The sequence below is a fragment of the Isoptericola sp. NPDC060257 genome, assembly GCF_042726645.1.
Taxonomy (GTDB): domain Bacteria; phylum Actinomycetota; class Actinomycetes; order Actinomycetales; family Cellulomonadaceae; genus Isoptericola; species Isoptericola nanjingensis.
The window spans coordinates 1-20118 of sequence record NZ_JBHXAW010000049.1 but is presented as its reverse complement, the minus strand read 5'-3'; the positions used below and the strand labels follow the sequence as shown (position 1 = coordinate 20118).

24 protein-coding genes are annotated in these 20118 nt (G+C 74.8%); 11 read left to right on the top strand and 13 right to left on the bottom strand.

What is annotated here, in order from left to right; genetic code table 11:
• Positions 1-1344 (top strand): ABC transporter substrate-binding protein (locus tag ACFWEK_RS06425; protein ID WP_430553496.1); only part of this gene is annotated, 1344 nt, incomplete at its 5' end.
• Here ACFWEK_RS06425 and ACFWEK_RS06420 read toward each other — a convergent pair.
• Positions 1325-1750, bottom strand: coding sequence for a hypothetical protein (locus ACFWEK_RS06420; protein WP_430553495.1), 426 nt, complete (start codon positions 1748-1750; stop codon positions 1325-1327). The genes ACFWEK_RS06425 and ACFWEK_RS06420 overlap by 20 nt on opposite strands.
• A gap of 41 nt (positions 1751-1791) precedes the next feature.
• Between ACFWEK_RS06420 and ACFWEK_RS06415 the strand changes: the two genes are divergently transcribed.
• The 3 genes from ACFWEK_RS06415 to ACFWEK_RS06405 are packed head-to-tail and all read left to right on the top strand — an operon-like array spanning position 1792 to position 4445.
• Positions 1792-2784 (top strand): DUF5937 family protein, encoded by a 993-nt coding sequence (locus ACFWEK_RS06415; RefSeq protein WP_430553494.1) that lies wholly within the window; start codon positions 1792-1794, stop codon positions 2782-2784.
• A gap of 42 nt (positions 2785-2826) precedes the next feature.
• Entirely contained in the window at positions 2827-4044 is a 1218-nt protein-coding gene (locus ACFWEK_RS06410) for an MFS transporter (protein ID WP_430553493.1), read from the top strand.
• A gap of 59 nt (positions 4045-4103) precedes the next feature.
• Positions 4104-4445 (top strand): DUF5808 domain-containing protein, encoded by a 342-nt coding sequence (locus tag ACFWEK_RS06405; RefSeq protein ID WP_430553492.1) that lies wholly within the window; start codon positions 4104-4106, stop codon positions 4443-4445.
• 86 nt (positions 4446-4531) lie between these two features.
• Here ACFWEK_RS06405 and ACFWEK_RS06400 read toward each other — a convergent pair whose 3' ends face one another.
• The 4 genes from ACFWEK_RS06400 to ACFWEK_RS06385 form a co-directional block, all read right to left on the bottom strand.
• Positions 4532-5212: a DUF6226 family protein gene (locus ACFWEK_RS06400; RefSeq protein WP_430553491.1), complete on the bottom strand. Its 681-nt coding sequence runs from the start codon at positions 5210-5212 to the stop codon at positions 4532-4534.
• Positions 5209-5988: a thioesterase family protein gene (locus tag ACFWEK_RS06395; RefSeq protein WP_430553490.1), complete on the bottom strand. Its 780-nt coding sequence runs from the start codon at positions 5986-5988 to the stop codon at positions 5209-5211. The genes ACFWEK_RS06400 and ACFWEK_RS06395 overlap by 4 nt, the downstream gene beginning before the upstream one ends.
• A 62-nt stretch (positions 5989-6050) precedes the next feature.
• Entirely contained in the window at positions 6051-6749 is a 699-nt protein-coding gene (locus tag ACFWEK_RS06390; RefSeq protein ID WP_430553489.1) for a hypothetical protein, read from the bottom strand.
• Between the two features lie 53 nt (positions 6750-6802).
• Positions 6803-7690, bottom strand: a complete 888-nt coding sequence (locus ACFWEK_RS06385; protein ID WP_430553488.1) for a helix-turn-helix domain-containing protein — start codon at positions 7688-7690, stop codon at positions 6803-6805.
• Positions 7691-7802: 112 nt separating this feature from the next.
• Here ACFWEK_RS06385 and ACFWEK_RS06380 point away from each other — a divergent pair, with 112 nt between their 5' ends.
• Complete coding sequence (locus tag ACFWEK_RS06380; protein ID WP_430553487.1) at positions 7803-9020, top strand: multidrug effflux MFS transporter; 1218 nt, start codon at positions 7803-7805, stop codon at positions 9018-9020.
• Positions 9021-9054: 34 nt separating this feature from the next.
• The gene (locus ACFWEK_RS06375) at positions 9055-10074 is read left to right on the top strand and encodes a zinc-dependent alcohol dehydrogenase family protein (protein ID WP_430553486.1); all 1020 of its coding nucleotides are present in this window, start codon (positions 9055-9057) and stop codon (positions 10072-10074) included.
• A 3-nt stretch (positions 10075-10077) separates the two neighbouring features.
• Here the strand turns inward: ACFWEK_RS06375 and ACFWEK_RS06370 are convergent, their stop codons facing one another.
• The 5 genes from ACFWEK_RS06370 to ACFWEK_RS06350 form a co-directional block, all read right to left on the bottom strand.
• Positions 10078-10719, bottom strand: coding sequence for a LysE family translocator (locus tag ACFWEK_RS06370; protein ID WP_430544766.1), 642 nt, complete (start codon positions 10717-10719; stop codon positions 10078-10080).
• Positions 10720-10728: 9 nt separating this feature from the next.
• Entirely contained in the window at positions 10729-11898 is a 1170-nt protein-coding gene (locus ACFWEK_RS06365; protein ID WP_430544765.1) for an FAD-dependent oxidoreductase, read from the bottom strand.
• Complete coding sequence (locus ACFWEK_RS06360) at positions 11888-12124, bottom strand: helix-turn-helix domain-containing protein (RefSeq protein ID WP_429762894.1); 237 nt, start codon at positions 12122-12124, stop codon at positions 11888-11890. Before ACFWEK_RS06360 ends, ACFWEK_RS06365 begins: the two co-directional genes overlap by 11 nt.
• Positions 12124-12603 (bottom strand): DUF2975 domain-containing protein, encoded by a 480-nt coding sequence (locus ACFWEK_RS06355; RefSeq protein WP_430544764.1) that lies wholly within the window; start codon positions 12601-12603, stop codon positions 12124-12126. The genes ACFWEK_RS06360 and ACFWEK_RS06355 overlap by 1 nt, the downstream gene beginning before the upstream one ends.
• Positions 12604-12685: 82 nt before the next feature.
• Positions 12686-13351 (bottom strand): hypothetical protein, encoded by a 666-nt coding sequence (locus ACFWEK_RS06350; RefSeq protein WP_430544763.1) that lies wholly within the window; start codon positions 13349-13351, stop codon positions 12686-12688.
• A 57-nt stretch (positions 13352-13408) separates the two neighbouring features.
• On the opposite strand from ACFWEK_RS06350, the gene ACFWEK_RS06345 reads away from it, so the two are divergent.
• Positions 13409-14656, top strand: coding sequence for a low temperature requirement protein A (locus tag ACFWEK_RS06345; RefSeq protein ID WP_430544762.1), 1248 nt, complete (start codon positions 13409-13411; stop codon positions 14654-14656).
• Here the strand turns inward: ACFWEK_RS06345 and ACFWEK_RS06340 are convergent.
• Positions 14580-15428, bottom strand: coding sequence for an alpha/beta hydrolase (locus ACFWEK_RS06340; RefSeq protein ID WP_430544761.1), 849 nt, complete (start codon positions 15426-15428; stop codon positions 14580-14582). The two genes, ACFWEK_RS06345 and ACFWEK_RS06340, sit on opposite strands and share 77 nt — an antisense overlap.
• A gap of 93 nt (positions 15429-15521) precedes the next feature.
• On the opposite strand from ACFWEK_RS06340, the gene ACFWEK_RS06335 reads away from it, so the two are divergent.
• Positions 15522-16133 carry a sugar O-acetyltransferase gene (locus ACFWEK_RS06335; RefSeq protein WP_430544760.1) on the top strand — a complete coding sequence of 204 codons (612 nt, stop codon included), beginning with the start codon at positions 15522-15524 and terminating at the stop codon, positions 16131-16133.
• Between the two features lie 49 nt (positions 16134-16182).
• Complete coding sequence (locus tag ACFWEK_RS06330; protein WP_430544759.1) at positions 16183-17400, top strand: MFS transporter; 1218 nt, start codon at positions 16183-16185, stop codon at positions 17398-17400.
• Here the strand turns inward: ACFWEK_RS06330 and ACFWEK_RS06325 are convergent.
• Positions 17354-17785, bottom strand: a complete 432-nt coding sequence (locus tag ACFWEK_RS06325) for a VOC family protein (RefSeq protein WP_430544758.1) — start codon at positions 17783-17785, stop codon at positions 17354-17356. The genes ACFWEK_RS06330 and ACFWEK_RS06325 overlap by 47 nt on opposite strands.
• Before the next feature lie 69 nt (positions 17786-17854).
• Between ACFWEK_RS06325 and ACFWEK_RS06320 the strand changes: the two genes are divergently transcribed.
• Positions 17855-18910, top strand: coding sequence for a YdcF family protein (locus tag ACFWEK_RS06320; RefSeq protein ID WP_430553485.1), 1056 nt, complete (start codon positions 17855-17857; stop codon positions 18908-18910).
• A gap of 40 nt (positions 18911-18950) precedes the next feature.
• Here ACFWEK_RS06320 and ACFWEK_RS06315 read toward each other — a convergent pair whose 3' ends face one another.
• Positions 18951-19733 (bottom strand): helix-turn-helix domain-containing protein, encoded by a 783-nt coding sequence (locus tag ACFWEK_RS06315; protein WP_430553484.1) that lies wholly within the window; start codon positions 19731-19733, stop codon positions 18951-18953.
• A 115-nt stretch (positions 19734-19848) separates the two neighbouring features.
• On the opposite strand from ACFWEK_RS06315, the gene ACFWEK_RS06310 reads away from it, so the two are divergent.
• The coding region (locus ACFWEK_RS06310) for a nuclear transport factor 2 family protein (protein ID WP_430553483.1) at positions 19849-20118 on the top strand (270 nt) is incomplete at its 3' end.

Below are 20118 nucleotides of genomic sequence, written 5' to 3'. Positions count from 1 at the left end.
CGTCGTACGACAGCGACCCTCGCCGCGGCCGTGGCCGCCGGCACCCTCGCCCTGGCGGGCTGCGCCGGGCCGGGCACCGCGGCGGCGGACGACTCCGTCGTCCTGGACTACTGGCTCTGGGACGCGAACCAGCTGCCCGCCTACCAGCGCTGCGCCGACGAGTTCGAGCGGCAGAACCCGGACCTCCAGGTGCGGGTCAGCCAGTACGGCTGGGGCGACTACTGGCGCAAGCTCACGGCCGGGTTCGTCGCGGGCGCCGGGCCGGACGTGTTCACCGACCACCTCACCCAGTACCCCGGCTTCGCGCAGCGGGGCCTGCTGCTGGACCTGAACGACCTCGACGCGACGGCCGACGTCGACTACGGCGGGTTCCAGGAGGGCCTGGCGGACCTGTGGGTGGGCCAGGAGGGCAGCCAGTACGGCATGCCCAAGGACTTCGACACCGTCGCGCTGTTCTACGACACGAGCGTGGTCACCGACGCCGGCCTGACCCCCGAGGACCTCGCGGACCTGGACTGGAACCCGGACGACGGAGGCAGCTTCGAGGAGGTGATCGCGCACCTCACCGTGGACGAGAACGGCGTCCGCGGCGACGAGGAGGGCTTCGACCCCGAGAACGTGGCCGTCTACGGCCTGGCCTCGAACGGCTCGGGCGGCATGTCCGGGCAGACGACGTGGTCCTGGCTGGCGGGCACGACCGGCTGGACGTTCACCGACAAGGACGTGTGGGGCACGGAGTACCACTTCGACGACCCGCGGGTGCAGGACACCTTGGACTGGCTCTTCGGCCTCGTCGACAAGGGCTACATGGCCCCGTACGAGGAGGTCGGCACCGAGCCGAACCCGCAGCAGGCCCTCGGCTCGGGCCGCGCGGCGCTCTCGGCGAACGGTTCCTGGATGCTCGGCACCTACGCCAACCTGGAGGGCGTGGACCTGGGGATCGCTCCCCCGCCCAGCGGACCCGTCGGGCACCCGGTGTCGATGTACAACGGCCTCGCGGACTCGATCAGCGCGCAGTCCCCGGACCCTGAGGAGGCGGCCCGGTGGGTCGAGTTCCTCGGGTCGGACGACTGCCAGCGCATCGTGGGCGAGGCCGGCGTGGTCTTCCCGGCGCGTCCGGCGGGCACGGAGGCGGCGGTCGAGGCCTTCCGCGACAGGGGCCTGGACGCCTCCGTCTTCACGGACATGGTGGAGAAGAAGCAGACCCTCTTCTTCCCCGTGACCGAGGAGTTCGGCGCGATCGACGCCCTCATGACGCCGATGATGGACGAGATCTACATCGGCGACCGGGACGCCTCCACGCTCACGGAGGTGAACGACCGGATCAACGGGCTGCTGAGATGAGGCCGCCCGGGTGGTACGACGTCGTCGCGGCAGGGTCGTGGGGCACGACGACGACCTGCTCCGCGTCCTCGTAGATCACGCGCCCGGGGTCGGCGGCGTCGACGCGGACGCAGTCGACCCCGTGCGCGTGCAGGATCGCCAGGTACGGCGGGACCCGCTCGAGGAGGTGATGGGCCGTCTCCTTGAACCACGCCGTCGCGCGCGGGTTGACGTCGACGTCGTAGACCGACGGGTCGACGTCGGTGGGGTTCGTGTAGGCCGCGTCGTACCAGTCGTTGCCGGAGCGCCAGACGGCGTGCTCCTCCGGGGTGAGGAGGCCGCCACGGCCCAGCGCGTTCGTGAGACCGAACACGCCCATGTGGACGCCGCGCCTGCCGGGGGCCGGGGACTGGAACCTGATGACCACCGGGCCATCCCACCATGGTGCACCGACGCTACGGTGTGGCCGTGGACAGCCGCCCGCGCAGGAACGTCGTGGAGTTCCGCCTCGCGCCCGACGACGTCTCGGCGATCCGGTTCGGCGTCTCGCCCGGCCACGAGCTGGCGCACGCGGTGCGCGTGCTGGCCCAGCCGGCGTACCACCCGCTGCAGTGGGGGTGGCTCCGCGCGACGCGGGGCCGCGCCCCGGCGCGCCCCCTCGCGCTGCTGACCCTGCTGGTCGGCGCCGACGGGTACCTGCCTGACTTCCTCACCTCCACGCCCGGCTGGGACCTCGGTCCCGACGAGGAGCTCGAACGCCTGCGCGAGGCCGACCTCGACCCGCTGCGGGTCGACCTGCTCAAGCGCGTCGACCGCACCGACGGCGCGGACCGGCGGCTGCTGCAGGCCCTCGCCGACGACCCGGCGCACGCCCGCGGCCTCGCCGTCGACGCCTGGCGGCAGGTGTGGGACGCCGTGCTCGCGCCGTCGTGGCCGCAGCTCGAGCGGATCCTGCGCGCGGACATCGGCGCCCGCTCCCGCCGTGCGACGACGCACGGTCTGGGCACGATGGTCGAGACCCTGCACGAGGCCGTGACCTGGGCGCCCGACGCCGTCCGCGTGCGGTTGCGGCTCCACGGCGAGGTGCTCGACTGCGCGGGCAGCGGCCTGGTGCTGGTGCCGTCGGTGATGGCGCCGCGCTGCTCGGTGGTCACCGAGCCGCCCGCGCAGCCGACCCTCTTCTACCCGGCGCTCGGGATCTCCGAGCGGTGGTCCGACGACGCCCCCGACACGTCCGGGGCGCTCGCGGACCTGCTCGGGGCGGGGCGGGCGGGCGTCCTGCTCGCGCTGCGCGGCCCGCTGTCCACGAGCGAGGTCGCCGCCGCCGGCGGGCTCGCCGTGTCGACGGCGTCGCACCACCTGGGGCTGCTGCGCGCCGCGCGGCTGGTCGACTCGCGCCGCGACGGCCCGCGCGTCCTGCACGAGCGCACGCCGCTGGGGGAGGCGCTGGTCGGGGGCTGATCGCCCGGCGGCGGGGCGTGGACCGCGCGATAGGTTCGCCCGATGCGTCGTCCTGCCCCTCAGCCCTCGTCGTCCGTCGCGCGCGTGCCGGGGTTCCGGCCGCTGCTGGCGATGTCGGCGCTGGGCTTCTCGGGGTACGCGCTGCTGCTGCCGGCGGCGCCGCTGTGGGCGGTGCACGGCGGCGCGAGCGAGGGCGGCGCCGGGCTCGTCAACGCGGTGCTCATGCTCGCCACCGTGCTCACGCAGACCACGGTGCCGTGGCTGCTGCGCCGGGTGGGCTGGCGGCTCACGATGACGGCGGGCGTGGTGCTGCTCGGCGCGCCGTCGTTGCTGTTCATGGCCACGGACCAGCTCGGGTGGCTGCTCGGGCTCTCGGCGGTGCGCGGCACGGGGTTCGCCGTGCTGACCGTGTGCGGGTCGAGCGCCGTGGCCGCCCTGGTGGACGGGCACCGGCACGGCCGCGCGATCGGGCTGTACGGGCTGTCGATCGCCTTCCCGCAGCTGGTGCTGGTCCCCAGCGCCGCGTGGATCGCCGAGACGCTCGACTTCCGCGTGGTCTTCGCGCTCGGCGCGCTGCCCGTGCTCGCGGTGCCGTTCGCCGTCCTGCTCGGCCGGTGCCTCGACGCCGTCGACGACCGTGCCGCCGAGGCGGACGCCGACGCCGCGCGCGCCGGCGAGCCCGTCGACGACGGCGGACCCGGGCGCGGTCGCGTCCTGCTCGCGCTGGTCATGCCGTCGCTCGTGCTGCTCGCGGTGACGACGCCCGGCGGCGCGCTGCTGACGTTCGCACCGCAGTTCGCCGGGGGAGCGGGCGCGGCGGTGGCGGGGCTGCTCGGCTTCACGGCCGCGACGGCGCTGTCCCGCTGGGGCGTGGGCGGCCTCGCCGACCGGTTCGGCCCGCGGGTCTTCCTCGCGCCGCTGCTCGCGTTCTGCGCCGCCGGGCTGGCGGTGTGCGCGGGGGCGATCGCCCACGGCGGCCCCCGGCCGGTGCTCCTCGTGCTGGGGATGACCATGGTCGGCGTCTCCTACGGCAGCCTGCAGAACCTCACCCTGGTCGCCGCGTTCGCGGCCGTGCCCGCGCGGCAGCACAGCACCGCCAGCGCCGTGTGGAACATCGGGTTCGACGCCGGCACCGGGCTCGGCTCGCTCGTCGTCGGGTTCATCGCCGCGGGGACGTCGTTCTCCGTGGGGCTGCTCACCACCGCGGTGGTGTGCGTCGTGGCCGCCGTCGCCGTGGTGCTCACCCGACCCTCGCGCTGACGACGGCCACCTGGTGCACGATGGGTGAGGACACCGACACCCGACGAGCGGAGGCCGAGATGGGCACGAAGCAGGAGATCCAGCACAAGGCGGGCCGCGGCCGGAAGCGGGGGCCGGGGCTGTTCCAGCTGATCATGGTCGGTCTGGTCGTCGCGGCCGTCACCAAGGAGCTCCAGAAGGACAAGGAGGACCGCACCTGGCACGGCACGGTCGCCGGGTTCGTCCCCTACGAGTTCCGCGTCCCGACCGTCGAGCGCCTCCGCGAGCGCGTCTGGGACCCGGACGGCGCGCACCTGCTGAGCCCGCACGTCTTCGGCGTGGGCTGGACGGTCAACGTCGGGCGCATCGTCGAGCTCGTGCGCCGCAGGGTCGACGACGCCCGCGAGGACAGCCCGGCCTGACGCCCGCGGTCACCAGTCGCCGACGTCGTCCCACGACGCGCCGTACCGCCCGCCCGGTGGACGCGCTGCCGTGACGCGTCGGCCCGTCAGGCCGGGGCGTCCAGCCACGACCGGCCGACGAGCGCGGTGGACGATCGGGGGAGACGAGGAGCGCCGCCGTCGGCGAGCGAGCGGCACGCTCGCATCACGGTGCTGAAGTCCGACGGCGCTCTCGTGTCCCCCTCCATGCTGCCGCCGTCGGGGTACCAGGTGGCCTTCCAGCCCTTGCCCACCAGCAGGACGAACGGGCCGGCGACGATGCTGAGGACGCCGTCGTCGATCGCCTCCAGGAGGCCCGCCGACCCGACGTCGCAGGCGTCGCAGCCGCAGTCGGGGACGCCGTGGTCGATCCGGTGGTCGGGGTCCTGGACAGCGAGGTGGAGGAAGTCCGGTGCCTCCCCGTGCTCCGTGGAGCCGGCGTCCTGCTCCAGCAGCACGAGCGGCAGCGTGCCCGGCACGGGGGAGACGATGCGCACGCCGCGCGCGAACTCGTGCCGCTCCGTGGTGACGGGGCCGAGGCGCTCGACGACGACGCCCGGCAGCGCGCCGAGCACCTCGGTCCACGCGTGGGCGCGACCGTGCACCACCCGGTACTTGTGCAGGTCGGAGACCCGCGAGTACTCCTCGTCGCGCGGCTCCACGCCCTCGGCCCGGGGCGGCGCCCAGGACGGCAGGCCGAGGCGGTCGTAGGCGTCCGCCACCCGGGCCCGCAGGACGTCGGGGCTCACGACGCGTCGAAGGCGCGGACCACGAGGCCCTGCGCGAGCGCGCCGAACGCGCCGCGCTCGTCGTGCAGCACGCTGGACGTGAGGCCGGCGCCGGTCGCGCCGAAGACGACGCTCGTGTCGAGGCCCAGCCACCCGCCCTCGGGCGCGCGGTGCAGGTGCGCCGAGAGGTCGAGGTTGGGGAAGGCGACGCGGCGGGGGTCGGCACGCACCGTCATCCCGTTCGCGAGGTCGAACAGCCCGACGGTGCGGGCGAGCGCGCTCACGTCCTCGTCCTCGACGAGCGCGTGCCCGGTGCGTACCCAGACGTGCCCGCGACCCGGCCCGGCCAGGCCGCGCCGCACCTCGATCGAGTCGACGAACCCGCCCGGCCAGTCCGCCGCCGGGTCCCACGCGGGGGTGGCGTCGGGCCCGGGCAGCGGCGCGGGTTCGCCGCCCGCGAGCGCCGTCGTGTCGCCCACGGCGGCGAGCCACGCGCGCAGGGTCACCACGGTGCGACCGGCGCAGGCCACCGACGCCTCGACCAGCTCGACGCCGCGACCGGGCCGCAGCACGCGCACGTCGGCGGTCATCTCCTCCAGGCGGTACGGCCCCCAGATGTCGAACGTCAGCCGGGTGGCGGCCAGGTCGTCGCGACCCCGCTTCTCCCGGTCTATCTCCACCAGGTGGGTGAGCAGCCCGAGCGTGGGAGCCACGTGCTGCTCGTCGGTCTTCCAGGCGCCGCCGACGTGCTCGGTGGGCTGGAACGTCGTCGCGCCGGTGCGGCGGAAGTAGGCCATGGGTGTCCGTCCTTCGTGGGGAGTGCCGGCCATCCTGCCAGGCCGCCGCGACAGGGTCCGCCTCAGCGCGCGGGCGCCGTCCCCACGAGCAGCAGGGGACGGCTGGGCAGCGGCTCCAGGCCGAAGCGCCGGTAGACCGCGGCGTGCCGGGTCGTGGCGGCGACGGTCCCCACGGTCTCGTGCGGAGCGACGACCTCGCCGACGTGGCGGGTGATGAGCGCGAGCGCGCCGACGCGCCCACGCGACGCGACGGAGTCGACCGTCCAGTCCGCCGCGCGGAACCGCGCGACGTCGGCGCGACGCTGCTCCCGCGACGCCGTCCTCAGGGCGGTGCGCTGGGCGCGGGCCACGGCGGTCCAGGTGCGGGCCGCGGCGAACGCGAGGAGCAGGACTGCCGCGGCGAACCAGCCGAGGATCACCACGGCGACGCCGACGGATGCGACGGTCGGCGCGAACGACGCCTGGCCCGCGGCCGTGCCGAGCACGGCGCCGACGACGATCGCGCCCCCCACCCCGCGGGCGAACATCCCGACCGACGGCCACGCGTTCCGGCGCGTCAGGCGAACGACGACCCTGCCGTCGTGGTGCACGAACCCGTCGAGGACCACGACGATCGTCACCCACAGCGGCCACGTGACCATGGCCCCGACCCTGCGGGCCCGGCCGGGAGCGTTCGTCCAGGCCAGCGTCCATGCGACGGGGGCCAGCGCACGCCCCCGCACGGGTTCCATCGCCGGCGCCCAGACGGCGTTCATCCGCATGGCGGGACGGTATCCCGCGCCGTCGCCGTCCCCACCGCCGGGGCCGGGTGAACTCAGCCCGCCCGGCCCGCCGCCACGCCCCGGGCGCCCTCGCCGGCGCCCCACGACGCCAGCAGCCGCAGCCGCTCGGCGGAAGGCGACCCGGGCTCCGCGGTGTACACGAGCAGCACGTGGCCGGGCTCGGCGGTGATGGCGAGCTCCTCGAACGCGAGGGTCATCTCGCCGACCACGGGGTGGCGGAAGCGCTTGGTGCCGGTGCCGTGGATGCGGACGTCGTGCGCGGCCCAGAGCGTGCGGAAGGTCTCGCTGCGGGTCGACAGCTCGCCCACCAGGTCCTGGAAGGCCTTGTCGTGGGGGTTCCGGCCGGCCTCCGCGCGCATCACGCCCACGCACATCTGCGCGAACAGGTCCCAGTCGGGGTAGAAGTCGCGGGCCGCCGGGTCGAGGAACTGGAAGCGCGCGAGGTTGGGCGTGCGACCGCCGTCGCCGATGACGGGGGCGTAGAACGCGCGGCCCAGGGCGTTGGTCGCGAGCAGGTTCTGCCGCGGGTCGCGGACGAACGCGACGCCGTCGGTGATCGCCTCCAGCGCCCACTGCAGGCTCGGGCGAGGGTCCGCCGGCCGGGTGGCACGGCCGCGCGAGCGCCCCGACGTCGGGATGCCGTCGGCCGCCCGCGCGAGGTCGAGGAGGTGCGCCCGCTCGGCGTCGTCCAGGTTCAGGGCCCGCGACACGGCGTCGAGCACCGACGCGCTCGCACCCGCGATCGCGCCGCGCTCGAGCTTCGCGTAGTACTCGACGCTCACCCCGGCCAGCATCGCCACCTCGCTGCGCCGCAGGCCGGGCACCCGGCGGTTCGAGCCCCCGGGCAGCCCGGCCTCGTCGGGGGTGACCTTGGCGCGGCGCGACATGAGGAACTCGCGCACCTCGGCTCGGTTGTCCATGCCGCCAGGCTAGGCACGGCCGCCGCGCCGCGGCGGCCGTGAAGGGTGTACTGCCGGTACACGGTTCGTCAGGGACTCCCGCCGGGCGGGCGGGGGACGGACGCTGGGCGCCATGCCCGCTCCCGCCCTGCTGCTCCTCTTCACGGTCTTCGGCCCGATCTCGATGGACCTGTACCTCCCCGCGCTGCCCGCGCTCACCGCGGACCTCGGGGCGGCGACGTCGGTCGCCCAGCTCACGGTGACCGCCTGCCTCGTGGGCCTCGCCCTCGGGCAGCTGGTCGCGGGCCCGCTGTCCGACCGGTACGGGCGGCGCGGCGTCCTGCTGGTCGGCGTCGTCGCGTACGTCGTGACGTCGGCGCTGTGCGCGGTCAGCCCCACCGTGGAGCTGCTGGTCGGCGCCCGCCTCGCGCAGGGCCTCGCGGGAGGCGTGGGCATCGTCATCGCGCAGGCCGCGGGCCGCGACGTCTACGACGGCGGCGCCCTGATCCGCTTCTACGGCCGCCTCACCGTGGTCGGCGGGCTCGCGGCGATCGTCGGACCGCTGCTCGGCGGGCAGCTGAGCAGGGTCACCGACTGGCGCGGGCTCTTCGTCTTCCTCGCGGCCGCGGGCGCGGCCATCCTCGTCGCGGCGCTCGTCGCCTTCCCGGAGACGCTGCCCGCCGAGCGGCGCACCGCCGGCGGCTTCGCCCAGACGGGCCGTGACTTCCGCGTGCTGCTGTCCGACCGGGTCTTCGTCGGCGCGATCCTGCACCAGGGCTTCGTGTACGCGGCGCTGTTCGCGTACCTGTCCGGCGCGACGTTCGTGCTGCAGGGCCTCTACGGCCTGTCGCCGCAGGGGTACGCGCTCGCGTTCGGCCTCAACTCCGCCGGCTTCATGGCCTGCGGGTTCCTCGCGGGCCGGGCGGCCGAGCGCTGGAGCGTGCCCGGCACCCTCGCCGTCGGCACCGGCCTCGCGGGCCTCGGCGCGCTCGGGCTGCTGGTGTCGGGCCTGACGACGACGCCGCTGTGGGTCGTCGTCGTGTCGCTGCTGGCCCTCGCGAGCGGCGTGGCCACGACCTCCCCGCCCGCGACGACGCTCGCCCTCGCCGGCTACCCGCGGCTCGCGGGCACGGCGTCGTCCCTGCTCGGCATGGTCCGCTTCGGCTTCGGCGGCGTGGCCGCCCCGCTGGTCGGGCTCGCCGGCGCCGCGACGATCCTGCCCCTGGGGCTGGTCACCGTCGCGGCCGTCGCGCTCGCCGCCGTCGCCTTCCGCGTGCTCGCCGCGCGCAGCCGCGCCGGCCGGCCCACCGTCCTCCGTGTCGACCTCGACGCGGACCCCGTCCACTCCTGAACCACCCGAGACACCGAGAGAACGGAGCACCACCATGCGTGGAGTCGTCCTGCACGCCCCCGGCGACGTGCGCGTCATCGAGCGCGAGGACCCCCGGATCATCCAGCCCACCGACGCGATCATCCGCGTCACCGCCACCTGCATCTGCGGGTCCGACCTCTGGCCCTACCGCGGCGTCGAGGACGTCCACGACGCCGTCATGGGCCACGAGTACGTCGGCGTCGTCGAGGAGATCGGCGCCGACGTCCGGACCGTCAAGGTCGGCGACTTCGTCGTCGGCTCCTTCTGGGCGTCGGACAACACCTGCGAGATCTGCGAGTCCGGCTACCAGGCCTACTGCGTGCACCGTGTGCTCATGGGCACCCTCGGCACCCAGTCGGAGCGGGCGCGCATCCCCCTGGCGGACGGCACGCTCGTCGCGACGCCCGGCATGCCCGACGACGACCTCGTGCCGTCGCTGCTCGCCGCCTCCGACGTCCTGGGCACCGGCTGGTTCGCGGCCGTGGCCGCCGAGGCCGGCCCCGGCAAGACGGTCGCCGTCGTGGGCGACGGCGCGGTCGGGCTGCTCGGCGTCCTCGCCGCGAAGCAGCTCGGCGCCGAGCGCGTCATCGCGATGTCCCGGCACGCCGACCGCCAGGCGCTGGCCCGCCGGTTCGGCGCCACCGACATCGTCGAGGAGCGCGGGGACGCGGGCGTGGCCCGCATCAAGGAGCTGACCGGCGGGCTCGGCGCGCACTCCGTGATCGAGGCCGTCGGCACGCAGGAGTCGATGATGCAGGCCGTGCACTCGACCCGCCCGGGCGGCCACATGGGCTTCGTGGGCGTCTCCCACGACGTCGCCCTGCCCGGCGACGACATGTTCATGGCCGGCATCCACCTGCACGGCGGCCCGGCCCCCGTGCGGCGCTTCCTGCCGGAGCTCGTCCGGCTCGTCTGGGACCGGGAGATCGACCCGGGCCAGGTCTTCGACCTCACGCTGCCGCTCGAGAAGGCGGCCGAGGGCTACGCGGCCATGGACGAGCGGCGCGCCACCAAGGTGCTGCTCACCGTGTGACGGTCAGGACTTCGCCGGCGTGAGGGCCAGCACGCCGGCGAGGCCCACCATCATCCCGCCGCCGGTGCCGCGGATCGCCGCCAGGCGCCGCGGCGACCGGGCGAACCATGCGCGGGCCGTGCCGGCGAGGACCGCCCAGGTGCCGTCGAGCACCAGCGCGATCAGCGTGAACTCCAGCCCCAGCACCAGCATCTGGAGGGGCACCGCCCCGGCGTGGAAGTCGACGAACTGGGGGAGCGCGGCGACGAAGAACACGATCGTCTTGGGGTTGGTCGCCCCGACGACGAACCCCTGCCGCAGCACCGTCCACGACGACGCGGCCCGCGCCCGCGGGTCCGTCCCCACGTCGGTGCCCTCGCGCCGGTGCCGGACGGCCTGGACGCCGAGGTAGGCGAGGTAGGCGGCGCCGAGCAGCTTGAGGGTCGTGAACAGCGCGATGGACTGCGCCACGAGCGTGCCCACGCCCAGCGCCACGAGGGCGACCGGGACGAGCGCGCCCAGCTCGTTGCCCAGCACGCTCAGCAGCCCGCCGCGTCGCCCGAGCGACAGCGACCGGCCGATCACGAACAGCACGCTCGGCCCCGGGATCGCGATGAGCACGACCGAGGCGAGGGCGAAGGCGACGAGCGAGTCGACGGGCGGCATCCCCGCAATCTAGCCCCGTGCGCCCGGCGCGGCGAGGACGATCTTCCGGCTCGCTGACGAGGGGTCGGGGAACGACCCGTGCCCGAAGACGATGCGCCGGGCGGCGGCACGACCGGGCGGCGTGCGCAGCGCGGCGACGCCGGCGGCGGCGACGGCGGGCGTGCGCACCAGCGACAGGCCGCGGCGCAGGGCGAGGCGCCCCCGGAACCGGGCGCGCAGCGCGGCGCCGTCGTACCGCGCGAGCTCGCGCCGGTCGCCGGTGCGCAGGGCGCGGTCGAGGACGTCGGCCGCGTGCGCGGACAGTCGCAGGCACGGGTCGAGCCCGCCCGCGGTGAGCGGCGAGACGGCGCCCGCGGCGTCCCCCACGAGCAGGCCGCGCGGCCCCGCGATGCGGCGCAGCAGCCCGCCCACGGGGATCGGTCCGGCGCGTCGCTCGACGGCGTCGGGCACGGGCACGCCCGCGAGGCCGGGCGCCGTGGCGGCGAAGCGCCGCAGCGCGTCGCGCAGGCCGTGCGGGTACCGGTCGGGGTACCCGGCGACGCCCACGTGCGCGTGCTGCCCGTCGTCGAGCACCCAGGCGAGGTAGCCGGGCGCGAGGCGCGGGTCGAGCACGCAGTGGAAGGCCGGGACGGTGTCCGGCCGGCTGCCGCGCGGCGGCACCTCGAAGACCTCCTCGGCGCCGACCAGCAGCTCGCGGTTGCGGTCGAGGCCCAGCTCGCGCGCGACGGCGGAGCGGGCGCCGTCGGCCCCGACGACGAAGGTCGCGCGCGCCTCGACGGGTCCGCCCGGGCCGTGCAGGAGGTGCACGTCGCCGCGCGAGCCGAGGTACCGGGTGCCGAGCTCGACGCGCACGCCCGCGACGGCGGCCCGCGCGGCCAGCTCCAGGTACAGCGCGGCCATGTCGCCCACGCGGAACTCGTCGTGCCTGCTGTCGAGGGTGACCGGGTCCCGGTGCGACGGCGGGTAGAGCACCATCCGCCGGACCGGTGGGCCGAGGTGCTCGGGCGGCAGGTCGAAGTCCTCCAGCGTGCGGCGCACGAAGATGCCGGTGGTGCGCACGGTGGTGTCGAGGCGGGAGCGCCGGTCCGCGAGGGCGACGTCGTGCCCGTGCCGCGCGAGCTCCGTCGCCGTCCACAGCCCGGCCAGCCCCGCCCCGACCACGAGCACGTCAGCCCGCATCGTGCGCACCCCCGTCGGGCTCGTCGTCGACCCACTCCAGCAGGTCGCCCGGCTGGCAGCCGAGCACGCGGCACATGGCCTCGAGGGTGGCGAAGCGGACGGCCTTGGCCCGCCCGTTCTTGAGGACGGCGACGTTGGCGGGCGTGAGCCCCACGCGCTCGGCGAACTCGCCGACGCTCAGCTTGCGCCGGGCGAGCTCCACGTCGAGGCGGACGACGATCGGCATCAGATCACCCCGTCGAGGTCGGTGCGCAGCTCCGTGGCCTGGCGCAGGAGCGCGCGCAGCACCACCATCAGCAGCCCCACGGCGGCGCCCACGAGCAGCACCCCGAGCAGCAGCGCGGCCAGCCCGGCCAGCCCTTCCGCGGCGACGAGCAGCGCGAACGCCACCAGCACGAGCAGCCACGCCCCGGCCACGGCCGCCACGATGCCGTTGACCCAGACCATCGCGTGGTCGGAGAAGATCCGGTCGTCGCGCACCATCGTCAGCAGCCGCCACGTGCACACGATGACCGCCTCGACGCAGGCAATGCCGACGACGGCGAGCACGAGGAGCGGCCAGCGCAGGGGAGCGAGGTCGGGGGACTCGTCGGCCATCCGTGCGAAGGCGGCGGGCAGCACGGCGACCTGGGTGGCGACGAGGGCGGCGAAGACCGCGATGAGCAGGCCGCGGAGCGGTCCGACGAGGCGCTGGGTGCGGGACATGGCGACGAGAGTGCCGTCACGACCTATCGAAAGTCAATAGGTATCGATCGCTTTGCAGCGTCTTCGCAGGATCTCCCCGCGGTCAGTCGTCGCCCTCGAACAGCCCCCCGTCGAGCAGCCAGTGGTAGCGCAGGCGCAGCGCGCGCTCGGTGCTCGCCAGGATCGTCGCGACCAGGAGCGCGACGTTGAGGCCCGCGGGCAACCGGACCGGCGAGGTGAACGTGCCGAACCGCTCGGCGACGGGCGGGACCTGCGAGATCTGCTCGACGATCTGCGGGACGCCGAGCACCAGCGCGACCGCGAGGACGACCCACGCGACCGCGCCGATCCCGCGGCTCAGGCCGGGGCGGTCGCGCTCCAGGCGGGCGCGGCGCCCCTCGGCGGAGGCGGGGTCGGGCTCGAGCTGACGCTCGCGGCCGTCGGGCGTCACGTAGTGGCAGCGGCGGAGCCCGTAGCTGCTGGTGGCCACCTGGACGACGCCGCCGGTGACCGGGAGCTCGGCGGGGAGCCTCGACGTCGCGGCGTGCAGCCCGTCGCGGTAGAGCCGGGCCCGCACGTCGCCGTCGTCGGAGTCGCCCCAGAGCCGCACGTCGACCGACCAGCGCTCGGGCACGCCGCCGTCGCCCACGAGGTCCAGGTGGAAGAGGGCCCGCGACAGCGGCTGCCACCATCGGAAGCGCTGCAGGGCGTGCCCGTCACCGGGCCTGATCCGTCGCGCGGCGCGCCGACGTCTGCGGTCCGAGAACATCCCGGGCAGCGTAGCCGGGCCGCCGACCCGTGGCCCGTCGGGCACGACGGGTGCACGATGGCTCGCGTGAGCACGCCCGAGACGCCGCCGCGGTCCCGCCTGGTACGCATGGCCGCCCGCGACCCGCAGGAGCCGGGCCGCACCGCGAGCCCGCTGGAGCTGTTCTTCGACCTGGTGTTCGTGGTCGCGGTGAGCGTCGCGTCGGTGCAGCTGCACCACGCCCTCACCGAGGGGCACGTCGGGAGCGGGCTGCTGTCGTACGGGATGGTGTTCTTCGCGATCTGGTGGGCGTGGATGAACTTCACCTGGTTCGCCACGTCGTTCGACACGGACGACTGGCTCTACCGGGTGCTGACGATCGTGCAGATGTCGGGCGTGCTCGTGCTCGCCGCGGGGATCGAGGGGGTGTTCGTCGACGGCGACTTCACCGTCGTCGTCGCCGGGTACGTCCTCATGCGCGTGGCGATGATCGCGCAGTGGCTGCGCGCCTCAGGCACGGACGGCCCCGCCCGCGCCGCGACGCGCGCCTACGCCGCGGGCATCGCCGTCGTCCAGGTCTGCTGGCTGGCGTTCCTCGCGCTGCCCCCGGGCTGGCAGGGCGCGGCGTGGGTCGTGCTCGCCGCGGCGGAGCTGGCCGTCCCGGTGGTCGCCGAGCGCCGCGGCCGCACCCCCTGGCACCCGCACCACATCACGGAGCGGTACGGCCTGTTCACCCTGATCCTGCTCGGCGAGAGCCTGCTCGCGTCGTCCAACGCGATCATCGAGGCGCTGCACGACGAGCAGGACCTCGGGTCCCTGATCTCGATCGCCGTGCTGACCGTCGTCGTGACGGCCGCGCTGTGGTGGATCTACTTCTGGCCGCCGCACCACCGCGCGCTGGGGCAGGACGCCCGGCTGTCGCGGTCGCTGCGCTACGGCTACGTGCACTACTTCGTCTTCGCCGCCGCGGGCGCGTTCTCCGCCGGCATCGAGGTGGAGATCGACGCGCTCACCGGGCACACCGCGCTGTCCGACGTCGGGGCGTCGTTCACGGTCACGATCCCCATCGCCGTGTTCGTGCTGGGCGTCTGGTGGCTCGCGATCCGCGACAACGCCGACCGCGTCGTCAACACGGTGGTCCCGGTGGGCGCGCTGCTGGTGCTGTGCGACCCGGTGATCCCGGTGCCCGTCACCCTCACCGCCGTGATCATGGTGGCGGTCGTCGTGGTGCTGGTGCTGCACCCGCCGCTCAGCGCGACGCGACCTCCGCGAGCAGGTCGGCGGCCGGGGCCGGGTGCACCAGCCATCCCAGGTGGCTCGAGCTGAGGTCGCGCACGTCGTACGGGTTGTCGGGGGTCAGCGCGTCGCCCTCGCGGATCAGCCGGTCCTGCATGGCGAGCGGCATGCTCGCGTCGTGGGTGAGCCGCACGAAGGTGCGCGGCACGCTGCCCCAGGTCGCGGCCTGCGCCCGGTCGTCCGGGGTGCCGGCGTCGAGGTTCTCGTCGGGCTGGAAGGTGTTGAGGAAGGTGCGGAACTCGTCGTCGGTGCCGTCGGCGAGGAACAGGGCCTTGAGGCTCGCGAGCACCTCCGGGTCGGCGGTGCGGAAGTTGCAGCGCAGCAGGCCGACGTCGGCCGGGCTCGCGGCGAGCGCCCCGGCGAGGGCGGCGGCGTCCACCGACGCCATCTCCGGCTCGGCGTTGTAGGCGGCCGCGTCGAGGTCCACCGGCGCCCATGCCGCCACGTACACGAGGCGGTCGACGAGGTCGGGCCGCGCGTTCGCCACCGCGGTGACGGTGGCGCCGCCGCGGCTGTGCGCGACCAGGACCACCGGCCCGTGGTGCCGCACCCGCTCCAGCACCTCGATCACGTGCGCCGCGTTGTCCGCGAGGGTCACGCCCTGGATCGCCCCGGGCGCCGTCGCGAGCCCGGCCAGGTCCTGCGGCGCCTGGTAGGCGGCGGGGAAGGTCGCCCCGAACCCGTGGCCCGGGAGGTCGACGGCGAGCGAACGGAGGCCGCGCAGCGCGAGCTCCGCCTGCAGCGGCGCGAAGGAAAACGAGTTGGCGAAAGCGCCGTGGACCAGCACGAACGTGGGAGACATGCGCCGAACCTAGCGGAGCGGGCGCGGCCCGCGAGACAGGGACATCCGCGCCCGATGCGTACGATCGTACACATCACCGGTACGCTCGTCGCCATGACCAAGGACCACTTCGCCGGCGACCCGCGCACGAACCACGAGCGGATGCTCGCGGGCGACCTGTACGTCGCGGACGACCCGGAGATCGAGCGCCGCGCCCTGCGGGCCGCGCGGCTGCAGGACGAGTACGCGCGCACGGCGCCGCACGACCCGGCGGGCGCGCGCCCGGTGCTCGAGGAGCTGCTCGGCACGCTGGGCGAGGGCGCGGTGATCCGGCCGCCGCTGTACGTCGACTACGGCGAGAACCTGCACGTCGGCCCGCGCACGTTCGTCAACTACCACCTCACCGCGCTGGACGTGGCGCCGATCGTCATCGGCGCGGACTGCCAGATCGGCCCGAACGTGCAGCTCCTCACGCCGACCCACCCGGTCGAGCCGACGCCGCGTCGCGACAAGCTCGAGGCCGCGAAGCCGATCACGCTCGGCGACAACGTCTGGCTGGGCGGCGGCGTCATCGTCTGCCCCGGCGTCACGATCGGCGACAACTCCGTGGTCGGCGCCGGCTCCGTCGTCACGCGGGACGTCCCTGCGAACGTCGTCGCCGTGGGCAACCCCGCGCGCGTGGTGCGCAGCATCGCGGAGGACGACGACGGGCGGACGGATGCCTGAGCGCGGGCACGGTCGAATCGATACGAGGATCGCGGATACGATCATCCGCATGCCCGCCCCGCTCCGCCGTCGCCTGTCGCTGTTCTCGCTGACGCTGCTCGTGGGGCTCGGCATGTCGTCGTGGATCACCCGCACGCCCGACGTCCGGGACGCGCTCGGCGCGTCGACCGCAGGGATGGGGCTGGTCCTCTTCGGCCTGTCCGTCGGCTCGATGACGGGCGTGCTGTCGGCGGGGCCGATCGTCCGCCGCCGGGGCGCCCGCCCCGTCATCCTGGTCGGTTCCCTGCTCGTGGTGGTGGGCGTCGCGGTCATCGGCTCGGCCGCGGCCGCCGGCCTCGCGGCGGGCGCGTTCGCCGGCCTGCTGCTCGTCGGGCTCGGCGGCGGGCTCGGCGAGATCGGGCTCAACATCGAGGGCGCGGCGCTCGAGGTGGACTCGGGGCGGCCGGTGCTGCCCGCGCTGCACGGCAGCTTCAGCCTCGGCACCGTCGTCGGCGCCCTCGCGGGCATCGCGCTCACGGCGCTCGACTTCCCCGTGGTGTGGCACCTGCTGGCGATGGCGGCCGTGATGGCCGCGCTCGTGGCGTGGGCGTTGCCGGGGATCCCGGCGGGCACCGGCCGCCAGGAGGCCCGGGAGGCGCGGGGGGCCGACGCCCCGGGCGAGCGCCGGCCCAACGTGTGGCGCGACGGGCGCCTGGTGCTCATCGGCGTCGTCGTGCTCGCGATGGCGTTCGCCGAGGGCGCCGCGAACGACTGGCTGCCCCTGCTCATGGTCGACGGCCACGGGATGTCGGCCACGCACGGCTCGCTGGTCTACGCGGGGTTCGCCGCGGCGATGACGGTGGGCCGGTTCGCGGGCGGGCCGGTGGTCGAGCGGTTCGGCCGCGCCGCGGTGCTGTCCGTGAGCGCGGTGTGCGCCATCGCCGGCATCCTCGCCGTCGTGTTCGCCCCGAGCCCGGTGATGGCGGGCGTCGCGGTGGCACTGTGGGGCCTGGGCGCGTCGCTCGGGTTCCCGGTCGCGATCTCCGCGGCGGGCGACGACCCGGAGCGCGGCGCCGAGCGGGTGAGCGCCGTCGCCACGAGCGGGTACCTCGCGTTCCTGGTGGGCCCGCCGCTGCTCGGCTTCCTCGGCGAGCACCTGGGGCTGCGGCTCGCGATGCTCGCCGTCGTCGTGCTGCTCGTCGTGGCGGTCTTCGCGGCCCGCGCGGCGGCGCCCCGGCCGGTCAGCCTTCCTGAGCGGCCAGCACCGCAGCCCGCTCGGCCTCGCTGAGCAGGATGCAGAACTCGTTGCCCTCCGGGTCGGCGAGCACCACCCAGCCGCCCTGGCCGTCCGGGCGACGGAGGTCGGCCACCTGGGTGGCACCGAGCGCGAGCAGGCGCTCCACCTCCTCGGCCTGCGTGCGGTCGGTCGGCCGCAGGTCGAGGTGCCCGCGGTTCTTCACCGTCTTGGGCTCCGGCACCTCGATGAACAGCAGGCGCCCGTGACTCTCGGCGGGCGCGGCGTGGCCGGCGGGCGGCACGATCATGCACTCCTCGTGGCCCGGCAGGTTGGGGTCGCCCGGCACGTCGACGTAGCCGAGCACCTGCTTCCACCACTCGGACTGGGCGTAGGCGTCGCGGCAGTCGAACGTCGTGTGCGAGATGCGTGAGGTCATCCCCGCATCCGACCACGACGGCGCCCCACGGTCCCGGCATTTTCGCCCGCGTCCCCCTATCCTGCGGGCGTGAGTGCCGAGGTCAACGCCACCGCCTGGTCCGTCGTCGGGTCGGCGGTGATCTGCGGCCTGTGGGTGCTCTGGCTGGTGCACTCGCTGCGGGTGGACCGCCGCCGCCTGCGCAACGGGTTCCTCGCCCTCGCCGTCGTCTACACCGGGGTCGGCCTGCTGGGTCAGCTCGTGGCCCTGGTGCCCGGCGGCACGACCGCCATGGGGCTGATCTCCTTCCTCCTGTTCGGCGTGCTCGGCCTGGGGCTCCTCGTGCTGCCGGTCTTCCTGGTGGTCAACGGGCTGACGATGGTGCGCCGCGAGCGCCGCAGCCTCGGCAACCTCCTGTCGCTGCTGGTCGGGGTGGCCATGCTGGCCGCGCCGTTCGTGGTCGCCGCCCCCGTACTGCTGCAGGCGCCGTGGGCCGTGGGGCTGGTCGTCGGGCTGGCGATGGGCACGGCGTGGCTGGGGTTCGTCTTCCTGGGCTTCGTGACCCAGACGCTGCTGTACCGGCGGTACGCCGAGCGTGTTCCCGCGCACGGCGTCATCGTGCTGGGGTCCAAGGTGGTGGGCGGACGGGTGCCGCCGCTGCTCGCGGCCCGCCTCACCACGGGGCGGGAGGCGGCCGAGCGCCTCGGGTCGGACGGCGTCCCGGTGCCGATCGTCCCGTCCGGCGGGCAGGGCGCGGACGAGGACCGCCCCGAGGGTGTCGCGATGGGGGAGTGGCTCGTCGACCGCGGCGTCCCCGCCGACCGCGTGCTCGTCGAGGACCGGGCGCGCACCACCCGCGAGAACCTCACCCTCGGCGTCGCCGTCCTGCGCGAGCACGGCACGGAGGGCCCGTACCTCCTCGCGACGAACAACTACCACGCGCCGCGCGCCGCCATGGAGGCGATGGACCTCGGCCTCGACGTGCACGCGGTGGGGGCGCCGACGGCGGGCTACTTCTTCCCCAGCGCCTACCTGCGCGAGTTCGTCGCGGTGCTGCGCCGCCGCCCCGCGGTGCACGTCGTGGCGGCGGCGGGCATCGCCCTCGTGGTGCTCCTGGTGACCGTGGTGGCGGTCGCCGGGATCTAGCGCCCGTCTCCCCGAGGGGTGGTGCGGCGCGCGGCGGGCGTCAGGGGTTCAGGAGCCGGCGGGTGCGGTCGTCGGCAGGCAGGAACGTCTCGAGGTGGAGACCGTGGAGGGTGACGTCGGAGGCGCTCTCGATCTGGCTGGCCACGCTGAACATCCGGAGCACCTCCCCGCCTGCCTCGATCTCCAGCGGGACCACCGGGTCGACCGACGGTCGGGTGGGGGGCTCACCGTCGCAGGGGTAGCCGACGACGTCTTCTCGGAGCGCGACCAGGTCCTTGTCGCCCCCGGTGCGGGCGATGCGTTGCTCGAGCTGGTGAAGCAGGTGCTTCCGCCAGGTGGGCAGGTTGCGGATGCGTGGCGCGAGTCCCTGCGGATGCAGACAGAGTCGGATCACGTTCAGCGGAGGCTCGAGCAGCCTCGGGTCGCAGCCGGCGACCAGCGCATCGACGGGTCGATTGGCATCGACCACGTCCCAACGGTCGTCGAGGAGCAGCGCCGGGTACGGCGCGTGGGCGTCCAGCAAGGACCGCAACCCGGCCATCACCGGCGCGAGCGCCTCGTCGTCGGTGGCACGGTGCGGGTACCGGGGAGCAAAGCCCCCCGCGAGCAGAAGTCGGTTCTGCTCGCCCAGGGGTACCTGCATCACCTCGGCCAGCCGGACGATCATCTCCGGGGTCGGCCGGGACCGTCCGTTCTCGATGAAGCTCACGTGCCGGGTGCTCACCTCCGCCTGGTTGGCGAGCGCGAGCTGGCTCAAGGATCGCAGCTCACGCCAGCGGCGCAGCTCGGTGCCGACCGTTGGAGCCATCACCGTCGAGGTCATGGGAGGAGCGTAGGCAGCACCCGTCGAGGGCCACCATGACCTCGGAGGTCATCGACCGGACGTCCGACGAGCGGCGAGTCTTCGGGTGCACCGTCATTCGAGAAGGGAAGACGCCATGAACGAGATCGTGACCCGCTACCTCGACACCTGGAACGCCACCGACAGGTCGGCCCGCGCCGAGCTCCTCACCAGCCACTGGGCCGAGGACTGCGCCTACGTCGACCCGCTCGCCGAGGCACAGGGCCGCGAAGCGGTCGAGACGACCATCCAGGCCGTCCAGGCTCAGTTCCCCGGGTTCGTCTTCACCCCCGTCGGCGACATCGATGCTCACCATCAGCAGGTCCGCTTCCAGTGGGGCCTCGGACCGGCCGGCGAGGAGCCCGTC

Coding starts and splice junctions, on each gene's coding strand:
- ACFWEK_RS06380 (WP_430553487.1), top strand. CDS start 7,803: ATGCCCGCTCCCGCCCTGCTGCTCCTCTTCACGGTCTTCGGCCCGATC.
- ACFWEK_RS06365 (WP_430544765.1), bottom strand. CDS start 11,898: ATGCGGGCTGACGTGCTCGTGGTCGGGGCGGGGCTGGCCGGGCTGTGG.
- ACFWEK_RS06395 (WP_430553490.1), bottom strand. CDS start 5,988: ATGGCCTACTTCCGCCGCACCGGCGCGACGACGTTCCAGCCCACCGAG.
- ACFWEK_RS06360 (WP_429762894.1), bottom strand. CDS start 12,124: ATGCCGATCGTCGTCCGCCTCGACGTGGAGCTCGCCCGGCGCAAGCTG.
- ACFWEK_RS06315 (WP_430553484.1), bottom strand. CDS start 19,733: ATGACCTCGACGGTGATGGCTCCAACGGTCGGCACCGAGCTGCGCCGC.
- ACFWEK_RS06355 (WP_430544764.1), bottom strand. CDS start 12,603: ATGTCCCGCACCCAGCGCCTCGTCGGACCGCTCCGCGGCCTGCTCATC.
- ACFWEK_RS06345 (WP_430544762.1), top strand. CDS start 13,409: ATGGCTCGCGTGAGCACGCCCGAGACGCCGCCGCGGTCCCGCCTGGTA.
- ACFWEK_RS06405 (WP_430553492.1), top strand. CDS start 4,104: ATGGGCACGAAGCAGGAGATCCAGCACAAGGCGGGCCGCGGCCGGAAG.
- ACFWEK_RS06390 (WP_430553489.1), bottom strand. CDS start 6,749: ATGCGGATGAACGCCGTCTGGGCGCCGGCGATGGAACCCGTGCGGGGG.
- ACFWEK_RS06385 (WP_430553488.1), bottom strand. CDS start 7,690: ATGGACAACCGAGCCGAGGTGCGCGAGTTCCTCATGTCGCGCCGCGCC.
- ACFWEK_RS06370 (WP_430544766.1), bottom strand. CDS start 10,719: ATGCCGCCCGTCGACTCGCTCGTCGCCTTCGCCCTCGCCTCGGTCGTG.
- ACFWEK_RS06375 (WP_430553486.1), top strand. CDS start 9,055: ATGCGTGGAGTCGTCCTGCACGCCCCCGGCGACGTGCGCGTCATCGAG.
- ACFWEK_RS06335 (WP_430544760.1), top strand. CDS start 15,522: ATGACCAAGGACCACTTCGCCGGCGACCCGCGCACGAACCACGAGCGG.
- ACFWEK_RS06330 (WP_430544759.1), top strand. CDS start 16,183: ATGCCCGCCCCGCTCCGCCGTCGCCTGTCGCTGTTCTCGCTGACGCTG.
- ACFWEK_RS06325 (WP_430544758.1), bottom strand. CDS start 17,785: ATGACCTCACGCATCTCGCACACGACGTTCGACTGCCGCGACGCCTAC.
- ACFWEK_RS06410 (WP_430553493.1), top strand. CDS start 2,827: ATGCGTCGTCCTGCCCCTCAGCCCTCGTCGTCCGTCGCGCGCGTGCCG.
- ACFWEK_RS06340 (WP_430544761.1), bottom strand. CDS start 15,428: ATGTCTCCCACGTTCGTGCTGGTCCACGGCGCTTTCGCCAACTCGTTT.
- ACFWEK_RS06350 (WP_430544763.1), bottom strand. CDS start 13,351: ATGTTCTCGGACCGCAGACGTCGGCGCGCCGCGCGACGGATCAGGCCC.